Here is a 23,485-nt window from a genome sequence, read left to right on the forward strand (position 1 = left end):
ATTTTTTATTTATCATGTATTCGGATTTTTCGAGGAGAAGGAACCCCTTCTCTATTTAATTTTTCAGGTTGATCGATCGATAACTGGTATAGATAAGCTTTTAGGTCAATTAGAAATTGTCGCCCCGATACCAAAACATTTTGACCTTCTGGCATCAAGTTCAGTGACAAGTGAGTATTATGTTGTCGAATATAAGGAACAACTTGTTCAATAAATGGTATCAGTTGGATTTCCTCCACATGATATTTTTCCCACTTATCACGAACCAATAATTGTGCCATTCCTTTACTTTGCCAAACAGCAAGCGTGCGCTGACCAGATGGAGTGGAACACAATGCCCAACCATCATTATATAAACTATAAACTTTAGCCTGAGCGACAATTGTTTCCATAAATTGTTGGTATTGTTCTTTTGGAGAGACAACTGTAGAGGCAATAGAGGTACTTGAAGGCTTACGCTGGTATGGATTTCTCATAATTCTATTATAAACATGAATTCATCATATTTTATATAAATTATAGAAACTTAAAAGACTTTTTATAGAAAGAATATGGTGGGCGCTGACGGGATCGAACCGCCGACATTCTGCTTGTAAGGCAGACGCTCTACCAACTGAGCTAAGCGCCCTTGAGGAATAAAAATAGCACCGCTATTTTTAAGATGCAAGAAAGAAATCTTGCTGATTTAAACCATTATATCTAGACAAGGGATCTAGAAAATGGCGCAGCGGACGGGACTCGAACCCGCGACCCTCGGCGTGACAGGCCGATATTCTAACCAACTGAACTACCGCTGCAACGGCAACTGCTTACGCAATTAGGGTCATATAAGCTTTTCAGCTTGAATATGGTGGGCGCTGACGGGATCGAACCGCCGACATTCTGCTTGTAAGGCAGACGCTCTACCAACTGAGCTAAGCGCCCTTATTAGGCTTTGATTTTTAGGATGGCGCAGCGGACGGGACTCGAACCCGCGACCCTCGGCGTGACAGGCCGATATTCTAACCAACTGAACTACCGCTGCATCACAAAAAATCTGGTGGGCGCTGACGGGATCGAACCGCCGACATTCTGCTTGTAAGGCAGACGCTCTACCAACTGAGCTAAGCGCCCTTAATAAGGTCATTACATAAAATGGCGCAGCGGACGGGACTCGAACCCGCGACCCTCGGCGTGACAGGCCGATATTCTAACCAACTGAACTACCGCTGCACTTATGTAATATCTCTATTAAAGTACAAACAATCTATTAAGTTTAAAGTGGCGCAGCGGACGGGACTCGAACCCGCGACCCTCGGCGTGACAGGCCGATATTCTAACCAACTGAACTACCGCTGCACTAAAACTTAACGTAAAGGCTTGGTGGGCGCTGACGGGATCGAACCGCCGACATTCTGCTTGTAAGGCAGACGCTCTACCAACTGAGCTAAGCGCCCTTTACGACTTCATCGTTTGTGTGGTGCATTATAGAGAATCCTCAGATACTGTCAAACGCTTTTCTACAGGTTTCTCAGTTTTTCAGTTTGAATGATTAAAAAATAGATCATTTCTCTTGAAAAATCGCTTTTTTGTCTATTATTTGCCTTATTAGAGATATGTTTTTATTTTTATTCAAAGTTTTTATCACAACACATTTTACGATTCTGATTTAAATTTGATCCAATTCGATCTCTTGTTCTGAAATATAGACTAAAGCGCCTTCGTCCAATATATCAAATAGCTCAATGACATCTGCACTGTGCATTCGAATACATCCATGTGATTTAGGAATACCCAAAGGTTCTGACTCTGGCGTACCATGAATATAGATATATCGATTATAGGTATCACAACCCTCCCCTTGATTAAAACCAGTTTCTAAACCTGCTAACCAAAGAATTCGAGTTAGAATCCAGTCACGTTCTGGAAATTGCTCACCAAGTTCCACATCATAGATCTCCCCAGTCCAAATACGTGCTTTAAAAACAGCATTGATTGGGTGGTCATCGCCAATTTTTTGTTCAATGCGATGCCATCCTCTTGGTGTTTTACCTGAATTTTCCTGTTCACCTATACCGTTCAATCCAGTAGACACCAAATAGCTTTTTTTCATACGTGGTACATATAGAACTTGTTTCGCCATATCAATCAGGATATCCGCCTGACTTAGGGTATAACTTTCAAGATTTGGGTTCATACAAAACTCAGCGTTAAATTATTTTTAATCATTTATTTAAACAATATTTTTTGATTCAGGTCTTAACCACAACCAAATCGCGACAATTAGCATGGTGAGATTCGTAAAAATTTTTACTAAATCAGGAGCATTGGTATAAAGCATAAGAATACCGCTGATCAACATCATCATCGAGGCGAGCCATTTTGCTTTGCGTGGAACCGTGCCATGCTCACGCCAATTTCGCAGTGTAGGTCCATATTTAGGATGATTGAGTAGCCAATCATCAACCTGTGGCCAACCTTTTGAAGCAGCCCATGCGGCAAGAATTAAAAAGACTGTGGTTGGCAATCCTGGCAATAGCGCACCAATAAAACCTAGAGTCACAAAAATAATGACCAAGCTCCGCCAAAACACGATTTTCATACCGCAACTCATTCAGTTGAATCTCACTAGTATATATGCTTTTGTGGTAGTGTCTGATTGTAAATTTATTTTCAATTTTGAATTCTAGTTGGAGAAACGGTGCAATCTGATTTTTATGAGCCATGGCAGAACTTTCATCATACAATTGTACGTCAACTGGCTTTTGTCATCGCAAGTCCTAATATTATTCGTTTTGCGCCTAAAGAATTAACGATCGTTCATCCTTTTGAATTGCACCATGAACAATTTTGGCAAACTCAGTACGAAAAATATATCTCCAGACTGCATGATCTAGATCAAAACCCACAAGAGCTGATTGATTTTATTCAGCAACTTAAAAGTACGCGTCTAGGTTTGCGCTTTGAATATTTAATGTGGTTCTGGCTGCAAGATGATCAACGCGATCAAGCTGATTTTTCGCTGTTAGATCACAGTGTTCAAATCATTGACGGCCGCCATACTTTGGGTGAAATTGACTTTGTGATATTAAATCATCACACCCAAGAAATTGAACAATGGGAAGTTGCACTGAAATTTTATTTAGCAGAACAAGACTTTCAACTTCAACATTGGTACGGATTAAATCGAAGCGACACTCTATTTAGAAAGCTCAATCATTTTACGCAAAAGCAATTTCAATTTACTCAAGCCAATACTTATAAAATTGATCGAAAAATTGCGGTGATGAAAGGTCAACTCTACTTTCCGTATCATACCGAACTTCAAACCTTACCTAACTGGGTCAGCCCACATCGTCGTATAGGCACATGGGGATATCAATTACGATCATCTTTTTATCGACTGGAAAGACAGGAATGGATTTGTCCGAATGCAAGTCAGACTTCAAATGAAGCACATTGGTGGAGTAATGGGCTTTATCACAATGTACAAACAAATCAGTTTTATATGTACCGTCAACCAGCTTTAAAGCTCCCTTACGTGTAGTTCGTGTAATAAAAAAATGTATCGAATACAATTAATAACATTCTGATAATAAAACTCTCATATTCTTCTAAATGATTAATTTTTATTCTGATTAAGCATCAAAATAATTTACAATCATTGGAGATAATGATGAAAAAAGTATTAGCCGCTTCATTCGTAGTTGCATTTGTATTAACTGGTTGTAATACATTCAAAGGTTTTGGACAAGATGTTTCAAAAGCTGGGGAAACTGTAACAAATACTGCTGAAAAAACTTCAAACGAAATTCGTAACAACTAATTCGAAGTTGAAGCTAAAAGCCCTATTTTTTAATAGGGCTTTTTTTATTTAAATTTGATTTCCTTGAATGATTAATATTTTGCATCAAATTCAACATACTTTATGATAGATCGACTTTGACCAATTCGATTTCTCTCCATGACCCAATCTGCAACACTCGATTTAAGCTTACAATTACTTCGCCAACCTTCAGTGACTCCAGTCGATCATAACTGTCAAAATATTATGGCTGATCGATTATCAAAGATTGGTTTTAACATTGAAAATATGCGTTTTGAAGATGTAGATAACTTATGGGCTCGTCGCGGGACTGAATCACCTGTGTTTTGTTTTGCGGGTCATACTGATGTTGTTCCTACAGGCAATCTAGAAGCGTGGAACTCCGATCCATTCGCCCCAGAAATTAGAGATGGAAAGTTATACGGGCGTGGCAGTGCAGATATGAAAACGGCGTTGGCAGCCATGGTAATTGCCTCTGAACGTTTCGTTGCTAAGCATCCAGACCACAAAGGTTCGATTGCTTTTTTGATCACTTCAGATGAAGAAGGTCCATCTATCAATGGAACAGTGAAAGTTGTAGAAACTTTAGAAGCACGCCAAGAAAAAATGACATGGTGTTTGGTCGGTGAACCGTCAAGTACGAATACTTTAGGAGACATTGTTAAAAATGGCCGTCGTGGGTCTCTCAATGCCAATTTAACAGTGAAAGGTAAGCAAGGGCATGTGGCCTATCCACATTTGGCAATTAACCCAATTCATACAGCCTCAAAAGCAATTGCTGAATTATGTGAGACAGAATGGGATCAAGGCAATGAGTATTTCCCTGCAACGTCTTTCCAAATCTCCAATATTTCTGCTGGAACGGGTGCAACCAATGTTGTGCCTGGCACGATGAACTTATTATTTAACTTCCGTTATTCTACAGAAGTTACTGCTGATGAATTAAAAGCACGTACACATGAAATTTTAGATCGCCACGGCGTTGAGTATGATATCGAGTGGACACTATCAGGTTTACCATTCCTTACCCCTGTTGGAGAGCTCGTCAATGCTGCCAAAAAAGCGATTTTGGATGTGACTGGTACGACAACAGAATTATCAACCAGTGGTGGTACATCAGATGGCCGCTTTATCGCACCAACTGGAGCTCAGGTACTCGAACTGGGAGTACTTAATGCCACGATCCACCAGATTAATGAGCATGTTGAAATTGCACATTTGGAACCTTTGGCTGAAATTTATGAAAAAATCTTAATTGAGCTATTGGCATAACATTAAAATTTAAGAGCAATGAAATATAAAAAAGGATGCGAATGCATCCTTTTTTAATTCGCTTAAAATACTTCAATCCTGTTTTAAAAGCTGATTGATCTGCTCAATCAACACTGCTTCTTGGAAAGGTTTACCCATATAAGCCGATACACCAAGTTCAAGAGCATGTTGTTTATGCTTATCCCCCACCCGTGAAGTGATCATAACCACAGGTAAGTTCTGCAAATGTGGTTGATTTCTCAGCCATTGCATCACTTCAAAACCATCCATTCTTGGCATTTCAACATCAATTAACATTAAGGCAGGTGTTGAATGCTGTAAATATTCAAGTGCTTCAATGCCATCTGTAGCTGCGACAATCTGGTAACCATAACGCTCAAGTAGTTTAGATGTCACTTTTCGAACTGTGACCGAATCATCAACCACTAAAATCGTAGGTGCTTCATTGTCATGCTCTAAATTAGAGGGCTTCGACTCTAGATGTATAGACCAATCCTGCTGAGTGAGATATTGAACCACACGATTTACATTTAAAATTGGGCAAATTTCTCCACTACCCATAATGGTTACACCGCTGAGATAATCAATTTTATGGATCAGCCTCCCAGTCTGTTTCACAATAATTTGTGAATTAGTTCCTAAGACTTCATCAACGAATAAAGCCACAGGTTGAGACTGGTGCATATTCACCAAAATCACTGGAACTTTTTGGGTTTCTAAATATGGTGAGTTTCTTTTTATATGTTGATTTAACAATACAAAGTCAGCCAAATCGTTTAATTGATAACTTGCTTCATGCACTCTCAACAACTGCCCCTGTTGTTTCGCGTGATTTAAATCATGTCTATCGATCATTTCAACACGTTGTATTTGATGTAACGGTAAGGCAAAGAATTGGTCCGCAACTTTTACCATCAAGGCTTCAGTAATAATTGAAGATTTAGGAATTCTGATTTCAAAACAAGTTCCTTGTCCTCTTTCCGAAGAAACATGAACATGCCCACCCAGTGCCTGTATTTCACTTTTAACGACATCTAAACCGACACCACGTCCTGAAACGGTTGTTAATTTTGCAGCAGTGGTAAAGCCTGGTCTAAAAATCAATTGTAATAGTTCAGTTTCAGAATATTCCCGTTCAGTATTGAGCCAACCAAATTCAACAGCTTTTTGCTTAATCTCTTGTGAATCAATTCCTCGACCATCATCCTTGATCAAAATACTCAGCTCATTGTGATGATTCACCAGTGTCAGTTGCATGACTGCTTGTTCAGGTTTATTTAATTTCAACCGCTGTTCTGCTGACTCAATTCCGTGATCAATCGCATTACGCAGAATATGCTCAAGTGAGGTGATCAACTTTTCAAGAATACTACGATCTAATTCGATGTCTGCATGTTCAATCTGTAACTGAACAGATTTATTCAGATTCATCGAAAGTTGCTTGCATAAGCGTTCAAGACGCATTTGTATCGTCTTGAATGGTACGACACGAGTACGCATCAACGAGTGTTGGATGTTGTTTTGTATTCTTGCCTGCTGAATCAATATACTTTCTGCAGATTGAAGCTTTTCATGCAGAGAGTTTCTGATATCTAACAAGTCTGATGTTGACTCTGATATTGATTTTGAGAGTTGATTAAGTGATGAATATTGATCCATTTCTAAGGGATCAAATCCATGCTCGGCGGAATTATATGATCTACGTTGTAATAAAATTTGGGATTCTAATTCCCCTTCCATCCGTCTCAATTGTGAAGTAAGGCGCTGAATGGTTTGATCCATTTCTACCAAATTTGACCGATATGATTTTAATTCTACTTCAACTTGCGAACGTTGAATCAAATCCTCCCCAATCAAATTAAGGGTTGCTTCAATTACAGCAGTAGAGACTGAAAGTGTCTCGTTCGCTACGGCAGATTGCACAAACTTTTGCAAATTACCACTCATTGGAGGCGGTAAAACACTCTCATTAGCGTTAGATGGTTCAGTCTGATGTGAGTTTTGCTGAATGTAAGAAGAGTCAAACTTTGATGAATTATTATGCGTAGTGACTAAATCACTTAAATTGGTTTCAAGGTCCGCTGATAAAGTTGAATGAATACTAAAATCTGAAGACATGTGGTGAGTGATATCATTTTGCATCGAATGTACTAAGTTCAGCTTCGAGTCACCACCCTTAAGATTTAAATGTCCAAGCTCAATTAAACCCTGAATAAGCCTTGATGCCTGCTCCACCGGATAATCGACAGACTCAACTTTAATGATATTGACACGCCGTACCAAATCCTGCTGTAAGGCTTTAATCAAAATAATGAAACTTTTTATATCAATTTGTTGCTCTGAAATGAGTTGAAGATATAAAGATTCAAGCTCATGGATTAGATTTGCAAAGTAATCTGCTTGCAACATGTATGCACCACCTTTCAACGTGTGCAATTGCCGCATAATTTTTTGGATACACGTAGCATCTTCTTGATACTCTAACCATCTATTGAACAAGTCTTCGATTTGAGACAAGATTTCTTCCGCTTCCTCGACAAAAAAACCACTTACTTCGCGATCTAAGCCCTGTTTTGCTTTCGCTGAATCTTTGAGTGCGTAATCTATATTGAGTAATGTCAGAATTGTTTCATCTAAGGAGCGAGCAGATACTTCGCTCTCCTGCTCTATAGTGGAAATGCAATTCGATTGATTGGAAAAGCTGAAGTATTCATGATTAAGTTGTTTTAAATCACCTAATAGCTGCTGAGAAACTTCATTATTTTGAGCAAATTGACCTATAGCGAGTTCATCAAATATTTCTAAGAGTTTTTCATGCCCTTGTTGTAAAACTCGGTAGACATTTGAGTAGGCAATTGAATTCGGTTCTCTTGCAATGTTGAAGTGAATTGAACTCAAAATTTCTGAAATTTTTTGAAGGAGATCAAAATCAACTTTAATGGCAAATTTAGCAATTGAACTGAGTTGTTGACTCAGTAAGCTCGAACGTTCAGTAGTACGTGTAGAGCTAAAGAGGTTAGAAATACCATCTTGTACAAAGGTATCGATAAGGAAAACATCTTCTACACCCAAATCTACAATTTTCTTGAGTAACTCTTGCGGATCAAGATTTGGATCGTTCTGTGTAATCTGTTCTGAGAAGTCTCTCAATGCGATTAAAAAAGTATGCTCTAATGCCTGAAACTGTTGTTGTCTCGTTACGTTGTCACCTGTTGTTTGCAAGCTTTCTAAGTAATACTGGATTAAATCAATATACTGCGTTGTGAGCGCTTGCAATTCTTTATTGTTGGTATCAAGAGATGGATTACGTTGTATTATTTTTTCGAATGACTGACTCAATACTTCAATTTTCTCAAGTCCAACAATTGCAGAACTCCCCCTGAGAGAATGGACAACACGAGCAAGCGTATCCACCTGAAATTGTTGATTGGATTTATCCAACATATCTTGCAGGGATTTCAATTGTTCTGAAGCTTCAGCATAAAAACTTTGCAGAACCTCGTTATCCCATATTTGAGTATTCTCAATTGTGGCTGCTGCTGAGAGTGAATTTGAGTCATTCAAACAATGACATTCAATCCTGAAATCTAGATCTAGCTGTGTGAGATGAGCGTTGATCGCCAACAAAGGATGCAATGATTGATCTATGATATTTGAATGTTCTAATTGCCGACCTAAAAGCAATAGAGGTTTAACATCTAATTGAATCGCTTGTTTCACTGTTAAACTAGGCACAATGATGTATCGATATATACGAGAGATCAGCTCAACATACTCAAGGACCAGTTGACTCCATGAACGTTGCTGATCAAGCCTAATATTCAGTATTGTCTCAACGGTCCATGCAAGCTCAGAAACTGAGTTGAATCCAAGCATTCGACCTGAACCCTTTAAGGTATGAAAATTACGGCGCAATGCTTGCCAAATATTTACCTGTTCTAAATCATTCGATAAGACTTGAAGATTTTCTGATATTTCTTGAAGTAATTCCTTAAGCTCTTCAGCAAAGGTGGTAATAAGCTCCTCATCTTCAAAATTTGATTCATCCTGAGGAAGCTGCATATCTATATATGCACGATAGAGTGCTTCTGAAAGATATAATTGTATTTTATTAGGATTATTATTTTTCATGGCTCAATCACTCAGGTAATTTAAAGTTTGCAACTGATTTCCTTAAAGAATCAGCCATTTGAGTGAGTTCTGCTATCGATTGTGCAGTATCTAAGGTTGAAGCATGATTTTCTCGTGTGACATCTTGCACAAGCGACATTGTTTTCGCAATTTGACCCGCAGCAGCTGACTGAACTTTTGAGGATGCTGAAATATTCGCAATCAGTTGAGCCAACTGTTTTGAAATCAACTGAATATCTGCAAGTGCTGCTCCTGCATCTTGAGCAAGTCCAGTCCCCTTAACCACCTCAGAAGTTGTTTGCTCCATAGAGCGAACGGCCTCATGCGTATCTAATTGAATATTTTTTACCAATATCTCAATATGTTTGGTCGCAGCAGTTGAACGTTCAGCTAAACGCTGCACCTCATCAGCAACACTAGCGAAACCTCGTCCAGCATCGCCTGCCATTGCGGCTTGAATGGCTGCATTTAAAGCCAACAGATGCGTTTGCCCTGCAATGTCTTCAATGGTTGCAACAAAGTTTCCAATCTCTTGAGTAGATTCACCCAGCCTTTTAATTTTTTTAGATGTTTCTTGAATCTGCCCTCGTATTTGATCCATTCCATCTATTGATCGTTCAACCACTTCCCCACCCTTCGCTGCGATAAGTACAGCGCGCTGAGCAACTTTTGCAGATTGCGCTGCATTTTCATAAACGTGATCAATTGAGTCCGCCATGTCATGAATGGCGAGCGATGTATTTTGGATTTCACGAGCTTGCAGCTCTGAAGATTGCGCCAATTGTGAACTCATGTGCTGAGTTTGATGAATATATTGGGTAACTTGTTGAGAAGCCTGATTAATTCTCATCACCAAATCACGCAAATGATCAATCGCTACATTAATTGAATCCGCGATTGTCCCCGTAAAATCTGCAGAAACCGCAGCATATTTGGTCAAATCGCCTTCAGCTAAATCCCCAATTTCATCTAAAAGCCGATAAATCGCCGTTTGATTCTTCTTATCTTTATCCACTAGCTCCATCAAACGCAGACGATCTTCTTGGCTTCTCAAAATAAAAAGTTTAATCACTGCAAAGGTGAAGCTCGATAAACTAATCAACAATAAGAGTGACAGTAAAATCAGTAACCACGTAGAACCTGTGCGAATTTCATTGAGGGCTACTTGAATTTTTTGTAACTGAGACTCCGTGATATTGCTTTGAGACTCTAACCATAGTCGATCTACTTCATTTAAAGCCGGACTATAAAAATAAACTGATTTTACATTTTCAAGTTGTGAACTAAAAATAAGCTGAGAGTTTTTGAGAATCTGTAATGTATAATCTGTAGGATTATCCTCAAACTGTTGAGTCTGAATAATCATCATTTGATTGAGATATTTCAGTTCCCCCACCCCACGACTTTGCTCTACCGTGCGTGGGAGATTAAACATAAGAAACAATAAAATCAGAAAAGCACAAACGAGGCTAATAATAGCCATGATTAAATAAGACTTCGTTTGGGCAGATTGCCCAAACAGCTCTGAAAACTGTTCAAGTTTTAACTTAAGTGAAGCTTTCCATCCCTGTGTGTTGGAATCTGAATCATTCACATTCCGACTGGTCTTTTTTAACCGTAAACTCACTCAGCTCCCCCAAAAAACTATTGCTGACTACACATTAAATTGAATTTGATGTGAACATGTGCTTTAGACGATCATGCTCATATAGCAGACTCATCATCAGCACAGCTACAGGTGTTGAATGATCGAGAAAATAACCTTGGCAAAACGATCTATATGGTTCTGCGATCAAATCCGAACTGGTGCTATAGGTATTATTCTTATAATGTTTTACACCAAGGACTTCATCCACAAGCAATCCAACACAGTCTTGCCCCACGTTAAAACATAAAATTTTAACATTAGCGTGTAATTGTGTTGATTTACTCAAAGCAAATTGCTTTAGATCTAATACGGACAGTACTCGACCTCGCAAATTCGCCAAACCTAAATACCACGGCGGCGTAAGTGGTAATGAGGTAATGCTCATTAAAGGGCTAACCTCCGCAATATCACCAAGTGGGGTAATAAATTGCTGCTGCTCAACTTTAAAACATACACCAGACCAGAGGTCCTGATTTTGCACATCACGGTACTCATTTGCTTGAGCCGAATTAGCATTACTGGCTTGCGTTAACCAGTGTTGTTGATCACTTTCATCTTGAATGATCATGCTGTGCCTGTATTTAAATATTGCTGAATGACATCAAGTAATCTTGATTCATCTACAGGTTTGATCAGGTAGTCGACAGCGCCTTGTCTTTTGCCCCAAATTCGATCCGTATCCTGATCTTTGGTACTGACAATGACAACTGGAATATGCTTCGTTACATCAGCTCTTGCAATTTGCCTCGTCGCTTGAAATCCATTCACACCAGGCATCACCACATCCATAAGTACAAGATCTGGTTGCTCTGCTTGCGCTAAGGTAACACCATCTGCACCATTGGTTGCTTCTAGCACTTCATAGCCATTTTTGGACAGAATTTCTTTAAATCTAAACATTTCTGTTGGAGAGTCATCTACCACTAAGATACGTGTCATATTTTGTTTTCCCAGTACTTAACGTGAAGCGACAAGTTTACGAATCGCATTCAATAGCTCATCTTTACTGAATGGTTTCGTGAGGTATTCATCAGATCCAACAACTCGTCCTTTTGCCTGATCAAACATCCCATCTTTACTGGATAACATGACCACTGGAATATGTTGGAAATTTTGTGAGTTTTTTAACAATGCGCACGTTTGATACCCATCTAAACGCGGCATCATAATATCTACAAAAATAATATCAGGTCGAGTTTCAGCAATTTTAGATAATGCTTCAAATCCATCTACTGCAGTTAAAACGTCATATCCTTCACGCTGTAATAAAGTTTCTGCGGTCCGACGAATCGTTTTTGAATCATCAATGACCATCACTTTAATATTTTGCAGATTATCATCCATTGAATGATCCTTCCTGAGATGAGATTTAAAGAAAAATGAAACGCTTAATTTAGAGAATAACCATTATTTTCTAACATAACATTACATTGATTTTCAATGCAGTTGAGTACTCGCGGAGAGATTGTGTCACAAAGCTTCAGAGAATTTAAGGGTGAATCAGATTAAGCGTAAATTATTTAACGGTTTATATTTATAAATTTACCAAAACCACATAAAATGCTTGTTATTAAAAGCAAAAATTAAAAAATTGAATTGATATCACGGGGGCCAATTCCAATGTTTAATCTTTCGCACAAATCAAGAATTGGGTTAAAGCATCTTCATCATAAAACATTCTTAGTAATCATGATGACATTTGGTTTATGTATCAGTGAAGCAATTGCTAATACCACAGTGACCAAACCGTCTTGGTATCGTTATTATGATAAAAATGGCGTAGCTAATATTAGTAGCTCGGTAACACCCGAGCATATTCGTCACGGTTATGAAGCACTTGACCGTAATATGCAAGTGATTAAAAAAAATCGACCTTATGATGCCGATAAAGAACAGCAACAAAGTGCTGTACGTACGCAACAAGCCAAACAACATGAACAAGATTTACGCTTAAAACGCGCTTACGGTTCTAGTAAAGTGGCTGCGAACAAACGTGATGATATGTTGAAAAACATCAACCAACAAATCACCTTTCAAAAACAACAGTACCAACAACTGGAGCAAGATCGAATATTGTTTAAAAAGCAGGAACAGACCTATATCAAGAAAGGGAACCCTGTCCCTAAAAACTTACAAGATCGAATCACTTATAATGCACAGAATATGAGTAATATCCAAAAAAATATTGAATCTTTACAAACAAACTATCGAAATACTCAGTCACAATACGACAATATTATCAAGCGCTTAAAAACTCTTGAATAAAGAAGAGTTTGTCTGAATGGAAAGGAATTATCACATGCCGAATGCGACTCGACACAGCAGTCAGTTTAAGAAATATCTCGTATTAGGAACGCTGTGTACGAGTTGTCTTTTAGCCGCTTGTCAAAAAAATGACGAAAGTGTACAGCCAACCTCATCTACCCCTCAAAAAATTGAATTAATACAACAGGACTTAGTCAAAGTTGAAAATGGGGTCTCAAATCTGAAATTTGCTTTCACAGGCACCATACGCGCTGTGAATCAAAGTACAATTCAAGCGCAAGTGACTGCCACTGCTAGTCAAGTCTCTGTACAAGTCGGTGAAAGGGTGAGTAAAGGACAAGTCTTGGTACGTTTAAATAATCAAGATAATGCAGCCCGACTCGCACAAGCTCGCGCTAATCTTGCTTCTGCAGAAGCGCAGGCACAACAAGCTGCAAATATGGTTACTCGAAAAAAACGACTTTATGATCAAGGATTTATTTCTAAGGTTGAATATGAACAAAGTCAAGTGGAGCATAAAGCTCAACTCGAAACTGTACGAGCTCAGCAAGCGAATGTGGATATCGCACTGAAAGCCGATGCTGATGGATTAATTCGTAGCCCCATTTCTGGCGTAATTACCAAGCGTCAAGTCGAACCTGGTCAAACCGTTTCAATGGGTCAAACATTATTTGAAATCGTAGATCCACAGAAATTGGAAATTCAAGCAAAACTCCCTGTCGAATCTCAACATGCGCTCAACATTGGAAACAACATTGAATATAAAATTCAAGGGACTACCCAAAATTATACTGCCAAGTTAACACGCATTTCCCCAATGGCCGATCAAATCAGTCGTCAGGTTGAGTTTTTTGCTCAACCAAATGAATCAATCAATTCACTGAGTATTGGTGCTTTTGTCGAAGGTTTCATTTTAGATGACAAACAAATTCAGGGGCAAAAAGTTCCTCTTGATACTATTCAAGATGCAGATGACAAACCTTATCTGTGGATTATCCGTGATCAAAAAATTCAGAAAGCCAATATTCGAATTCTGGATCGACAACCCAACGAGAATATTGCAATGATCAGTGGTCTTCAGCCAACGGATTACATCAGTAGAATTAAGTTTAATAATGATGACTTAAATAAAACAGTCTCAATTGCTTCAAAGTAAGACAGGATCTGAACTATGTGGTTAACTCGAATCAGTGTGAAATATCCTGTCTTTACGATCATGATGATGCTATGCCTGATGGTATTGGGCTTATCATCATGGCAACGAATGGGAGTTGAAGAATTCCCTGATGTCGATTTCCCATTTGTGGTCGTGTATACCACTTACCCAGGTGCTTCTCCTGAAACTGTTGAATCTGAAATTACCAAAAAGATGGAAGATCAGATCAATACGATCTCAGGTGTTAAACAAGTGATATCGCAGTCGAGTGAAGGACTCTCTACAATTATCACTGAGTTTAATTTGGATGTTCCTTCAACCGTTGCAGCTCAAGATATTCGAGACAAAATTGCGCCAGTGACAGCTGAATTTCGTGATGAAATTACTGATCCTATTGTTGAGCGCTATGACCCTTCCGCAGGTGCCATCATGTCGGTGGTATTTGAGTCTGAGAATATGTCACTCCGAGAGCTCAGCTCTTATTTAGATCAAAAAATTGTTCCTCAATTGAGAACTGTTCGTGGGGTAGGTACAGTTAACCTGCTAGGTGACTCGCAGCGTCAAATTCGTATTGAAGTTAATCCACAAAAATTACAAAGTCTTGGTGTTGGCGTTGATCAAGTCATTAACACACTAAAAGGCGAAAACATTGAAGTCCCTGGGGGCACACTCAAACAGTCAAATTCAGAGCTGGTCGTTGAAATTAAATCAAGAGTAATTCATCCCCAATCCTTTGGGGATCTCATCGTCGCGAGTAAAAATGGCACGCCAATCTACTTAAAACAAGTAGCTGAAATTTACGACAGCCAAGCTGAACTCGAGTCGAGTGCCTTCATTAACGGTCAAAATGCTGTCGCGTTGGATATTCTCAGAAGCTCTGATTCAAATGTAATTGATGTTGTAGATGCGGCTTATAAAACACTAAACCGTATAGAACAACAACTCCCAAAAGGGACAACATTGAAAGTAGTTGTCGATACATCTCGAGGCATACGAGCAAGTATTGGTGATGTTGCCCGTACAATTATTGAAGGTGGTGTACTTGCGGTTGTCATCGTTCTACTGTTTTTAGGTTCATTTAGATCGACGATTATTACAGGCCTTACCCTGCCAATCGCCTTACTTGGTACATTAACGTTCATTTGGGCTTTTGGTTTTACCATCAATATGATGACTCTTCTTGCCCTGTCTTTAAGTATTGGTCTTCTTATTGATGATGCAATTGTGGTACGTGAAAACATTGTCCGCCATGCTGATATGGGGAAAGATCATGTGACTGCTGCTTTAGATGGAACCAAAGAAATTGGGCTGGCAGTTCTCGCAACCACTTTGACTATTGTTGCGGTGTTCTTACCAGTTGCATTCATGGGCGGTATTATCGGTCGTTTCTTCTACCAATTTGGCGTGACAGTGAGTACCGCCGTACTGATCTCAATGTTTGTCAGTTTTACGCTCGATCCAATGCTCTCAGCTCACTGGGCTGAACGTCATCATCCAAATAAAAAACCGAACGCATTGAAACGCTTCTTCAATGGGATCTCAAATAAACTTGATTCATTAAATGAAGTGTACGAGCAGCTGCTAAAACTGGCACTAAGATTCCGCTTTCTAACAATTGTCGTTGCTGTTGCTTCACTGTTTGGCGCGCTCGCGCTATCGAAAATGGTGGGAACAGAGTTTGTACCTGTTCCAGACAAAGGTGAAATTCGGATCAAATTTGAAACACCCGTAGATGCTTCACTCGAATACTCTCAGGCAAAGTTAAAACAAGTTGAATCTATTATTCGACAGCATCCAGAAGTTAAAGGAACGTACGGCGTTATTAATGGGGTGACTGATCGCGGGAAAAACCACGTAAGCATCCGAGTCAGTTTGAGTCCTCGCCAAGAGCGCTCTCAGACACTGACTGATTTAACCAATGAGTTTCGTGATCGACTACAAACAGTGGCGGGTATTACCCTCACCTCTATTGCTTCAGCAGATGAAACTGTGTCTGGTGGTCAAAAGCCTGTCATGATTTCCATTAAAGGACCTGAGCTAGATGAATTACAAAAAATTTCTGATCGCTTCATGGTGGAAATGGCAAAAATTGATGGTGTCGTGGATTTAGAAAGCTCGCTCAAGGAGCCTAAACCTACCCTTGAAGTGCATGTAAATCGTGTACTGGCAAACGATTTAGGATTATCAGTCAGCCAAATTGCCAATGTGATCCGCCCTCTCCTTGCTGGTGATGATGTAACGACGTGGAAAGACGAAAAAGGTGAAACCTATGATGTCAATTTGCGCCTCTCTGAAGATCAACGTACGCTTCCAAGTGACATCAATAATTTATATTTAAAATCGCAAAAAGTGGATGCGAATAATCAACCTATCTTGGTTCCGCTCTCAAGCGTAACAAGCACACAAGAAAGTTATGGTGCATCTCAAATCAACCGTCGTGATTTAGCACGTGAAGTCATGGTTGAAGCCAATACTTCAGGTCGACCTGCAGGTGATATTGGTCGAGATATTAAAGCATTGCAAGATAACTTCGAGATGCCTACCGGCTATGGTTTTGAAACACAAGGTGCAAACGCAGATATGGAAGAATCGATTGGGTACGCTGTTACAGCTGTTACACTTTCTATTGTATTTATCTATATTGTTTTAGGCTCTCAATTCAATAGTTTTATTCATCCTGCGGCGATCATGGCCTCATTACCATTGTCATTGGTCGGGGTATTCCTTGCATTATTCTTATTTAACTCAACAATGAATTTATTTTCCATTATTGGCATCATCATGTTAATGGGATTAGTAACCAAGAATGCGATTCTCCTCATTGACTTTATTAAGAAAGCTATTGATCGCGGTGAGACACGTTTTGATGCCATTATTGCTGCAGGTAAAACACGACTGAGACCCATTCTGATGACCACAAGTGCGATGGTCATGGGTATGGTGCCATTGGCATTAGGCTTGGGTGAAGGAGGTGAACAAAGTGCTCCGATGGCGCATGCTGTCATTGGAGGCGTCATTACCTCTACCCTGCTGACCTTAGTTGTCGTTCCCGTTATCTTTACCTACTTAGATGACTTTAAGAATTTTATGGTACGTCAAACACGAAAATTCATGTCATAATGTAGAGAATTGTCATGAGGTGTCATTCAAAATGCTCACCTCATTTTTTATCGTATAATCTTATGCTTTAACGCTCATTATTAGGACAAATTCCATGCGCGCGAGTCGCTTTTTATTTGCAACGTTAAGAGAAACCCCAAGTGATGCTGAAGTAATCTCTCATCAGCTGATGCTTCGTGCGGGTATGATTCGTAAATTGGCTTCAGGATTATATTCTTGGTTGCCAATGGGCGTACGTGTGTTAAATAAAGTCGAAGCGATTGTTCGCGAAGAAATGGACCGTGCTGGTTCACTACAAGTATTGATGCCTGTGACCCAACCGGCAAGTTTATGGGAAGAATCTGGTCGCTATGTGCAATATGGTCCAGAACTTTTACGCTTTAATGACCGTCACAACAACCCTTTTGTTCTCGGCCCTACACATGAAGAAGTCATTACTGATTTAGCGCGTAACGAACTCAAAAGTTATAAACAATTACCCGCTAATTTCTACCAAGTACAAACTAAATTCCGTGATGAAGTTCGTCCTCGTTTTGGCGTTATGCGCTCTCGTGAATTCGTGATGAAAGATGCTTACTCATTCCATGCAGATCAAGCTTCATTACAAGAAACTTACGACACGATGTACGATGCCTATTGCCGTATTTTTACTCGTTTAGGTTTAGACTTCCGTCCAGTTCAGGCGGATACAGGTTCAATTGGCGGTTCAGGTTCGCATGAATTCCATGTATTGGCATCTAGCGGTGAAGATGATATTGCATTCTCAACTGAATCAGATTATGCAGCCAATATTGAAATGGCTGAAGCGATTCTTGTAGGTGAACGTGCTGCACCAACTCAAGAATTAAAAATTGTTGAAACTCCAAATCAAAAGACTATAGCTGATGTATCTGCTTTCTTAGGTACTGATGCAAAACAGTCTGTCAAAGCTTTGTTGGTACAAGGAGTCGCTGAAGAAGGTAAAACTGCGCCTGTCGTGGCACTGTTCCTTCGTGGTGACCATGAGCTAAACGAAATCAAAGCTGAGAAACATCCGCTGATTGCATCACCACTTGCATTTGCAACTGAAGAACAACTGAGTGCTTTAGGCTTAACCGCTGGTTTTGTTGGTCCTCAAGGTTTAGTCGAAAAAGGGATTAATGTCATCGTTGACCGAGCAGCATCAGTTTTGTCTGATTTTGTTGCAGGTGCAAACGAAGCAAACAAACATGCGACGGGTGTGAACTGGGAGCGTGATGCTCAATTCACTGAAGTTTATGATCTTCGCAATGTTGTTGAGGGTGATCCATCTCCAGATGGTAAAGGTGTACTTCAAATTAAACGTGGTATTGAAGTTGGTCATATTTTCCAATTAGGTCAAAAATACTCTGAAGCTCTGGGCTGCAAAGTATTAGGTAAGGATGGTAAACCATTCACTGTAACAATGGGTTGTTATGGAATTGGGGTGACTCGCGTAGTCGCGGCTGCCATTGAACAAAATTACGATGAAAAAGGAATTATTTGGCCTGCTGCTATTGCACCTTTCCATGTCGCAATCGTTCCGATGAATGCTCATAAATCACCTCGTACTGTAGAGGCTGCTGAAGCACTTTATACAGAACTTCAAGCTGCTGGTTATGACGTGCTTTTAGATGACCGAGATGAACGACCAGGCGTTAAATTCTCCGATATCGAAATTACAGGTATTCCGCACCGTATTGTTATCGGTGAAAAAGGTTTAGATGCTGGTACTTTTGAGTACAAAGGTCGTTCTGATACTGAATCAAGCAACCTGAGTAAAGAAGAAATACTCGCTAAAATCGCCCAATAATTTGAGCATAAAAAATCCCGCTATTCGCGGGATTTTTTATAGACCGTTGATCTTCACTTTCAAATCTTTCACAGATGTACCAATAGCCCCAAAGCTCCCCATTGAGCCATTCGCTAAACCATTAAAGACCGTCGGACTACTCGCCCCCTCACGTCCCAAGATCACATTGTTGAGACCAACATTCATTTTACTAGATTGTCCTGTATTTCCGATGTAAATACCTAAAGGTGCAACACCTGCATGGAAACCAGATAATGAAAAGCCATTGTTTTGATCAGTAGCTTTAGCCTGAAAATCGAATTTTGCAGAAGAATTACCAGATACGAATGCAATAGGACAGCCTGAGCCTGTGCCACAGATTGATTGAATTGCGCCTCCAAACTGGACCATGTAGCCTTGTGGCACATTGCCTAATTGAACATTGATCTGAGTACGTTGGGATTGATTTAATGTAATTTCAAAGTTTCGATCAGTACTGCCTATTTCTAAAATTTTAGCGACGCCAGGCACCAATTGCTTCAGATCATTATAAATCGATTTAGTTTGCGTAGTACTAGACACCTGATTACTGCTGGCGATATAGAGTGCGAATGGACTCAATTTAAACCCAGTAATTTGCTCCGCAAAAGTGATACCTATATTGGCAAATGGCGTGCCATTGCCTCCGTCTGTATCAATTTTTGCATTGATTGTAGACGAACCAGGGGTATGCCCTAAAAATTGAACCTGAATTGGATTACCAGTTGGACCTGCGACCACTAAGCCAGCTGCTTGTGAATAATTTTTTCCTAATATTGGATCTTTAATTCCGTCTTGATCAATGATCGCAGCCTGTGTGAACTCGATCTTATCCATTCCAATACCAATGCTGATCCCATCTTGACCAGTAGTAGATGAAAGAGACTGATCATCTAATGGTTGCATAGCAAAACACGGGAATCCCACCGCAGTGGTCAAAATAAGTAAACTGAATCGTTTTGTTTTTATCATATTCATGAGTCTATCCCTCAACTTTCCATATTTACTTATTAATTTCGAGGTGTAATGCGCAATTCACTATTCAAGCGACCGCCAGTAATAGCCAATTCGCCTAAACGAGCGCCAGCACCTACAGTTGGAGGATAGAAGTTGATGTCTCTTGCTCTAAAAACACCCGAAGTTGTCTTTTGAGGATTAAACATCAAGGCAGCATTCACACCAAATTGTCCCGCACCATTTTGATCTTTACTAACAACCAATGCATTATTAAATGCAATTTTACCTGTCAAACGGTCTAAACCAAGTGTTGAACCATTATGAGGATCGGTAATTTGGAAGGTGTTATTGTCACCTTTCAGCTCTAATTCACCTACAAAAGTTAAGCTCTGACCATCTTCAGCAGCATTATTTGGAATTAAAGAAAAATCAACATCACCACCAAGACGTGATTTCACCACAAACATCACATCATCAGCTAAAGCAAAATTGTTGTCTGGTGATGAACTTCGCGTAGCACATCCTGCTGCTCCACTATTTAATTTACAGGTTTTATAAATGGTACCTGGCAGATAACCCGCAGCAACTTCTGTTGATAAAACAATCAACATATCGCGTAAACTGACATTTACACTACCATTTTCTACGCCCATATTTCCTGTACCCTTCGCGTACAGATCAATATTACGTAAACCCATATAGTAATCGGTTGATGTTGCCGTATCTCCACTGCCCACCTTACCTCCATCAACCACTAAAATTGACGTGGTTTTATTACCTAGCGCTTGACCATTAGCTCGATCTACCCCAGAGGTACTCATTGCAAAAGACAAACCAATTCTAGAGGTATTACCCGCTGTAGCAATCATATTTTTAACAACATTGGAGCCTGCTAATGTGTAATAAAAAGCTTGATCTGCACGAACTGATGTTCCATATAGAGCAAGATTGGCATTCAGATTATAAAAAGGCAGTGCCAAGCCCCACTCATTTTTAACATTTGTATTCGCAAACAAGTTAGCTTCTGGTGTTCCTGCACTATTGGTAAAACGTCCACGGCGGGAAATAGACTGAAATTCAGCACCACGAATCGCAGCAATCAAGCTGTATGGATTATCACCTGTTACTGCATTATGAATTTGGTGCTGATAATCAGTTGCTAAGGTTAAATAACTTCCATTACCAAAACGACTTTTTTGGAACACTTCGTTTTCAGGTAAGCGAAGTGTTTTTGTATCGGCTAAATTGAGATACACATTACCACTGTCAAAAGATGCTCGAGTATTTGGTCTTAACCCTGTTAAGTTACTAAACTCAAAACCGTATGCATTTAGACCTGCCCCCCCAATTTCTAAAGTCGTTGCTTGTCCATCACTTCCGAGCATTGAATCATTGTCTTTGGTAAAGTCAGCTTTCATACGGAATCCGATTCCAGAATCACCAATTACACTATTACTAGATGAAGCTGTTGGACTATTGGCATTTCCTAGAACACTTTCATTGCCTTTTGTACCACGAAATTGCAACGATGAATTGACCATTCGCCCGCTGGCACCTACACGGATGAGACCTTTAGCTCCTTGAGGATTATTCGTATTGCTATTTAAAGCATATGGGTCAATTGAACTCACGTTCTTATTCAACATTACTTCAATATTTAGACCTGAGTTTGTTGTTTCACCCTCAGCACCTGACTTACCATTGCCATAGGTTCCTGTGTTAATAAATCCTGCTTTTTTTGAAGCCGAATTTGCAACACGGTTTAAATCCACATAACCCAAATTATCATTAGGCGTACTACTCATACCGGCAACATTATCTGTCGACCCTGTACGTGTATTCGACTGCATTCTCAATCCCTCAACTTCATCCACAAACATGGCACCACGTGCTTTGAAGTTGAAATTGAAGTTGTTTAAAACAAGTTGGTTGAGTTGGTTTCGTGCGTCAGTCTGCCCTAAATAGATATTGGCATTTTTAATCCCTAGTGCGATTTCGCTAAGATTCTCTTTGCTGAATAATCCGTGAATCGTTCTAAGTGATAAATCAGTATTCGAAGTAGTTTGTAAAGCCAATTGACCCATTGAAAAACTACAACGGCTTGAACTCTCGTTATCACAAATTCTGAGATTATTCATGGTCACTAAAGCAGGTGTCACACTGGCATTGAAGTCTAAACCTGCTTGGTTCGCATTGCTTCCAGCATTAATTTTAATATCTGCCCCTAATGTTTGATTAGAGACATTACTTTTTCGAATAGAGACATTATCTGCTGTTGCCTGCAATGTATTATTGGTTGCTCCACTACTGCTACGACCAGCTTGATCTTGCCAATAGACCTGATCCATGTTGGCTTCAGTCAATGTTGTCGAGATATGCACACCATCTTGACCATTTACATTTCGCAAAGCTTCATCATGCATCACTTCTAAAGCCATGGCATGACCACTTGCAAGCAAGATACTCAGGCTTAATGCATTCATAACCAACAATGAGCTGTGATTATATTTTTTATTGTTCATCACATTTCCTTATGCATGTTTAATTTCAACAACGCTGGTGACTGCCGTCACAACCAAACATCATGACTTTACCCTGAACAGCTAAATTACCATTCATTTTTAAACCCATAAAACCAGTTTCTCGCCCATGGTCATATGCAGAACGAGGAGCATTAGATGAATCATAACGTGTCACTTGCAGGTAACCATAGTCAGCAGGACTTGTTCCTACACCCTCAGTGGTGGCATTACTGGTAAATTTATCCTGACCAAAAGCCAAAGCATCAAAACCAAAATTACGAATTTGAATTGGCTTAGATGCATCAAAGCTCAGTTGCATCGCTGCTTTAAGCTGATCAGTACCAGAATCATTTTTATAGCTGAGATCTACACCATCCAAGCCAATCTTTTGAATATTTAGAGTGCCCTGAATCCCTTTAAAAACAAGCCATAATTTAAAACCATCCGTACTACTTGCTTGACCATCTTTGATATAGCGATTATTGACAGCAAGTGCGAGACGACAATATTCCACATCCTTACACAGTGCATCATCAAACACATAACGTTGAACATTATTCTCAGTCACTAACTTTTGGTTTAAAGAAAGTTTTAATGAGAGATCAGCTCCAGCTTGTCCTTCAACATTTTTTAAAGCTTCATCTGACATGGGCTCAAGAGCATAAGTCATTGATGCTATAACACTGAATAGGACAGCGACTAATGAATTTTTCATGAATGCTCTCCTATAATCCTTTTGTGGTGATTTTCATATGCTGAATAAGAACACCATCAATAACCG

General features: G+C 39.6%; 17 protein-coding genes, 8 tRNA genes and 1 pseudogene. 7 read left to right on the forward strand and 19 right to left on the reverse strand.

Going from position 1 to position 23,485, the window contains the following annotated elements; all coding sequences use genetic code 11:
- Positions 1 to 5: 5 nt before the first annotated feature.
- The 11 genes from AC1M9H_RS09795 to AC1M9H_RS09845 form a co-directional block, all read right to left on the reverse strand.
- Positions 6 to 476: a DUF2750 domain-containing protein gene (locus tag AC1M9H_RS09795; protein WP_035268330.1), complete on the reverse strand. Its 471-nt coding sequence runs from the start codon at positions 474 to 476 to the stop codon at positions 6 to 8.
- A 76-nt stretch (positions 477 to 552) separates the two neighbouring features.
- A tRNA-Val gene (locus tag AC1M9H_RS09800) sits at positions 553 to 628 on the reverse strand.
- Between the two features lie 92 nt (positions 629 to 720).
- A tRNA-Asp gene (locus tag AC1M9H_RS09805) sits at positions 721 to 797 on the reverse strand.
- A 51-nt stretch (positions 798 to 848) separates the two neighbouring features.
- Positions 849 to 924, reverse strand: a tRNA-Val gene (locus AC1M9H_RS09810).
- 23 nt (positions 925 to 947) lie between these two features.
- Positions 948 to 1,024 (reverse strand) — tRNA-Asp (locus AC1M9H_RS09815).
- 13 nt (positions 1,025 to 1,037) lie between these two features.
- Positions 1,038 to 1,113, reverse strand: a tRNA-Val gene (locus AC1M9H_RS09820).
- 22 nt (positions 1,114 to 1,135) lie between these two features.
- Positions 1,136 to 1,212 (reverse strand) — tRNA-Asp (locus tag AC1M9H_RS09825).
- A 49-nt stretch (positions 1,213 to 1,261) separates the two neighbouring features.
- Positions 1,262 to 1,338 (reverse strand) — tRNA-Asp (locus AC1M9H_RS09830).
- Between the two features lie 22 nt (positions 1,339 to 1,360).
- Positions 1,361 to 1,436, reverse strand: a tRNA-Val gene (locus AC1M9H_RS09835).
- 212 nt (positions 1,437 to 1,648) lie between these two features.
- On the reverse strand, positions 1,649 to 2,176 hold the full coding sequence (elsL, locus tag AC1M9H_RS09840) for a cell wall-recycling L,D-carboxypeptidase ElsL (RefSeq protein ID WP_481613286.1): 528 nt from the start codon (positions 2,174 to 2,176) through the stop codon (positions 1,649 to 1,651).
- Positions 2,177 to 2,212: 36 nt separating this feature from the next.
- Complete coding sequence (locus tag AC1M9H_RS09845) at positions 2,213 to 2,581, reverse strand: YbaN family protein (RefSeq protein ID WP_035269059.1); 369 nt, start codon at positions 2,579 to 2,581, stop codon at positions 2,213 to 2,215.
- Positions 2,582 to 2,680: 99 nt separating this feature from the next.
- On the opposite strand from AC1M9H_RS09845, the gene AC1M9H_RS09850 reads away from it, so the two are divergent.
- From AC1M9H_RS09850 to dapE, 3 genes are all read left to right on the forward strand, one after another.
- Entirely contained in the window at positions 2,681 to 3,526 is an 846-nt protein-coding gene (locus AC1M9H_RS09850) for a DUF1853 family protein (protein WP_481597661.1), read from the forward strand.
- A gap of 126 nt (positions 3,527 to 3,652) precedes the next feature.
- On the forward strand, positions 3,653 to 3,805 hold the full coding sequence (locus AC1M9H_RS09855; RefSeq protein WP_092766976.1) for an entericidin A/B family lipoprotein: 153 nt from the start codon (positions 3,653 to 3,655) through the stop codon (positions 3,803 to 3,805).
- A gap of 138 nt (positions 3,806 to 3,943) precedes the next feature.
- The gene (dapE, locus tag AC1M9H_RS09860; RefSeq protein WP_035269063.1) at positions 3,944 to 5,077 is read left to right on the forward strand and encodes a succinyl-diaminopimelate desuccinylase; all 1,134 of its coding nucleotides are present in this window, start codon (positions 3,944 to 3,946) and stop codon (positions 5,075 to 5,077) included.
- A 72-nt stretch (positions 5,078 to 5,149) separates the two neighbouring features.
- Here the strand turns inward: dapE and AC1M9H_RS09865 are convergent, their stop codons facing one another.
- From AC1M9H_RS09865 to pilG, 5 genes and pseudogenes are all read right to left on the reverse strand, one after another.
- Positions 5,150 to 9,208 carry a hybrid sensor histidine kinase/response regulator gene (locus AC1M9H_RS09865; RefSeq protein WP_481613287.1) on the reverse strand — a complete coding sequence of 1,353 codons (4,059 nt, stop codon included), beginning with the start codon at positions 9,206 to 9,208 and terminating at the stop codon, positions 5,150 to 5,152.
- Between the two features lie 7 nt (positions 9,209 to 9,215).
- Positions 9,216 to 10,340 (reverse strand): annotated as a pseudogene (locus AC1M9H_RS09870) (methyl-accepting chemotaxis protein); the annotation flags it as partial.
- A gap of 529 nt (positions 10,341 to 10,869) precedes the next feature.
- Positions 10,870 to 11,424, reverse strand: a complete 555-nt coding sequence (locus tag AC1M9H_RS09875) for a chemotaxis protein CheW (RefSeq protein WP_481597658.1) — start codon at positions 11,422 to 11,424, stop codon at positions 10,870 to 10,872.
- Complete coding sequence (locus tag AC1M9H_RS09880) at positions 11,421 to 11,795, reverse strand: response regulator (protein ID WP_035269071.1); 375 nt, start codon at positions 11,793 to 11,795, stop codon at positions 11,421 to 11,423. Before AC1M9H_RS09880 ends, AC1M9H_RS09875 begins: the two co-directional genes overlap by 4 nt.
- 18 nt (positions 11,796 to 11,813) lie before the next feature.
- Entirely contained in the window at positions 11,814 to 12,200 is a 387-nt protein-coding gene (gene pilG, locus AC1M9H_RS09885) for a twitching motility response regulator PilG (protein ID WP_481613288.1), read from the reverse strand.
- A gap of 348 nt (positions 12,201 to 12,548) precedes the next feature.
- Here pilG and AC1M9H_RS09890 point away from each other — a divergent pair, with 348 nt between their 5' ends.
- The 4 genes from AC1M9H_RS09890 (at position 12,549) to AC1M9H_RS09905 (ending at position 19,207) form a co-directional block, all read left to right on the forward strand.
- Complete coding sequence (locus tag AC1M9H_RS09890; RefSeq protein ID WP_481591663.1) at positions 12,549 to 13,121, forward strand: hypothetical protein; 573 nt, start codon at positions 12,549 to 12,551, stop codon at positions 13,119 to 13,121.
- Positions 13,122 to 13,155: 34 nt separating this feature from the next.
- Positions 13,156 to 14,277, forward strand: coding sequence for an efflux RND transporter periplasmic adaptor subunit (locus AC1M9H_RS09895; RefSeq protein ID WP_481613289.1), 1,122 nt, complete (start codon positions 13,156 to 13,158; stop codon positions 14,275 to 14,277).
- 15 nt (positions 14,278 to 14,292) lie between these two features.
- A complete protein-coding gene (locus tag AC1M9H_RS09900) occupies positions 14,293 to 17,397 on the forward strand; it encodes an efflux RND transporter permease subunit (protein WP_481613290.1) in 3,105 nt (1,034 codons plus the stop codon).
- Between the two features lie 94 nt (positions 17,398 to 17,491).
- Entirely contained in the window at positions 17,492 to 19,207 is a 1,716-nt protein-coding gene (locus AC1M9H_RS09905) for a proline--tRNA ligase (protein ID WP_481607740.1), read from the forward strand.
- 36 nt (positions 19,208 to 19,243) lie between these two features.
- On the opposite strand, the gene AC1M9H_RS09910 is transcribed toward AC1M9H_RS09905, so the two are convergent.
- The 3 genes from AC1M9H_RS09910 to AC1M9H_RS09920 are packed head-to-tail and all read right to left on the reverse strand — an operon-like array spanning position 19,244 to position 23,419.
- Complete coding sequence (locus AC1M9H_RS09910) at positions 19,244 to 20,203, reverse strand: DUF6160 family protein (RefSeq protein ID WP_481613291.1); 960 nt, start codon at positions 20,201 to 20,203, stop codon at positions 19,244 to 19,246.
- Positions 20,204 to 20,235: 32 nt separating this feature from the next.
- The gene (locus tag AC1M9H_RS09915; protein ID WP_481613292.1) at positions 20,236 to 22,704 is read right to left on the reverse strand and encodes a DUF6160 family protein; all 2,469 of its coding nucleotides are present in this window, start codon (positions 22,702 to 22,704) and stop codon (positions 20,236 to 20,238) included.
- A 25-nt stretch (positions 22,705 to 22,729) separates the two neighbouring features.
- Positions 22,730 to 23,419: a hypothetical protein gene (locus AC1M9H_RS09920; RefSeq protein WP_179999378.1), complete on the reverse strand. Its 690-nt coding sequence runs from the start codon at positions 23,417 to 23,419 to the stop codon at positions 22,730 to 22,732.
- Positions 23,420 to 23,485: the final 66 nt, after the last annotated feature.

The sequence above is a fragment of the Acinetobacter sp. ANC_7512 genome (genome assembly GCF_056779935.1).

Bases quoted from the DNA above. Each gene is read 5' to 3' on its own strand.
- AC1M9H_RS09910 (WP_481613291.1), bottom strand. From the start codon at position 20,203: ATGAATATGATAAAAACAAAACGATTCAGTTTACTTATTTTGACCACT.
- dapE (WP_035269063.1), top strand. From the start codon at position 3,944: ATGACCCAATCTGCAACACTCGATTTAAGCTTACAATTACTTCGCCAA.
- AC1M9H_RS09890 (WP_481591663.1), top strand. From the start codon at position 12,549: ATGACATTTGGTTTATGTATCAGTGAAGCAATTGCTAATACCACAGTG.
- AC1M9H_RS09880 (WP_035269071.1), bottom strand. From the start codon at position 11,795: ATGACACGTATCTTAGTGGTAGATGACTCTCCAACAGAAATGTTTAGA.
- AC1M9H_RS09915 (WP_481613292.1), bottom strand. From the start codon at position 22,704: ATGAACAATAAAAAATATAATCACAGCTCATTGTTGGTTATGAATGCA.
- AC1M9H_RS09865 (WP_481613287.1), bottom strand. From the start codon at position 9,208: ATGAAAAATAATAATCCTAATAAAATACAATTATATCTTTCAGAAGCA.
- AC1M9H_RS09795 (WP_035268330.1), bottom strand. From the start codon at position 476: ATGAGAAATCCATACCAGCGTAAGCCTTCAAGTACCTCTATTGCCTCT.
- AC1M9H_RS09845 (WP_035269059.1), bottom strand. From the start codon at position 2,581: ATGAAAATCGTGTTTTGGCGGAGCTTGGTCATTATTTTTGTGACTCTA.
- pilG (WP_481613288.1), bottom strand. From the start codon at position 12,200: ATGGATGATAATCTGCAAAATATTAAAGTGATGGTCATTGATGATTCA.
- AC1M9H_RS09905 (WP_481607740.1), top strand. From the start codon at position 17,492: ATGCGCGCGAGTCGCTTTTTATTTGCAACGTTAAGAGAAACCCCAAGT.
- AC1M9H_RS09895 (WP_481613289.1), top strand. From the start codon at position 13,156: ATGCCGAATGCGACTCGACACAGCAGTCAGTTTAAGAAATATCTCGTA.
- elsL (WP_481613286.1), bottom strand. From the start codon at position 2,176: ATGAACCCAAATCTTGAAAGTTATACCCTAAGTCAGGCGGATATCCTG.
- AC1M9H_RS09855 (WP_092766976.1), top strand. From the start codon at position 3,653: ATGATGAAAAAAGTATTAGCCGCTTCATTCGTAGTTGCATTTGTATTA.
- AC1M9H_RS09875 (WP_481597658.1), bottom strand. From the start codon at position 11,424: ATGATCATTCAAGATGAAAGTGATCAACAACACTGGTTAACGCAAGCC.
- AC1M9H_RS09920 (WP_179999378.1), bottom strand. From the start codon at position 23,419: ATGAAAAATTCATTAGTCGCTGTCCTATTCAGTGTTATAGCATCAATG.
- AC1M9H_RS09900 (WP_481613290.1), top strand. From the start codon at position 14,293: ATGTGGTTAACTCGAATCAGTGTGAAATATCCTGTCTTTACGATCATG.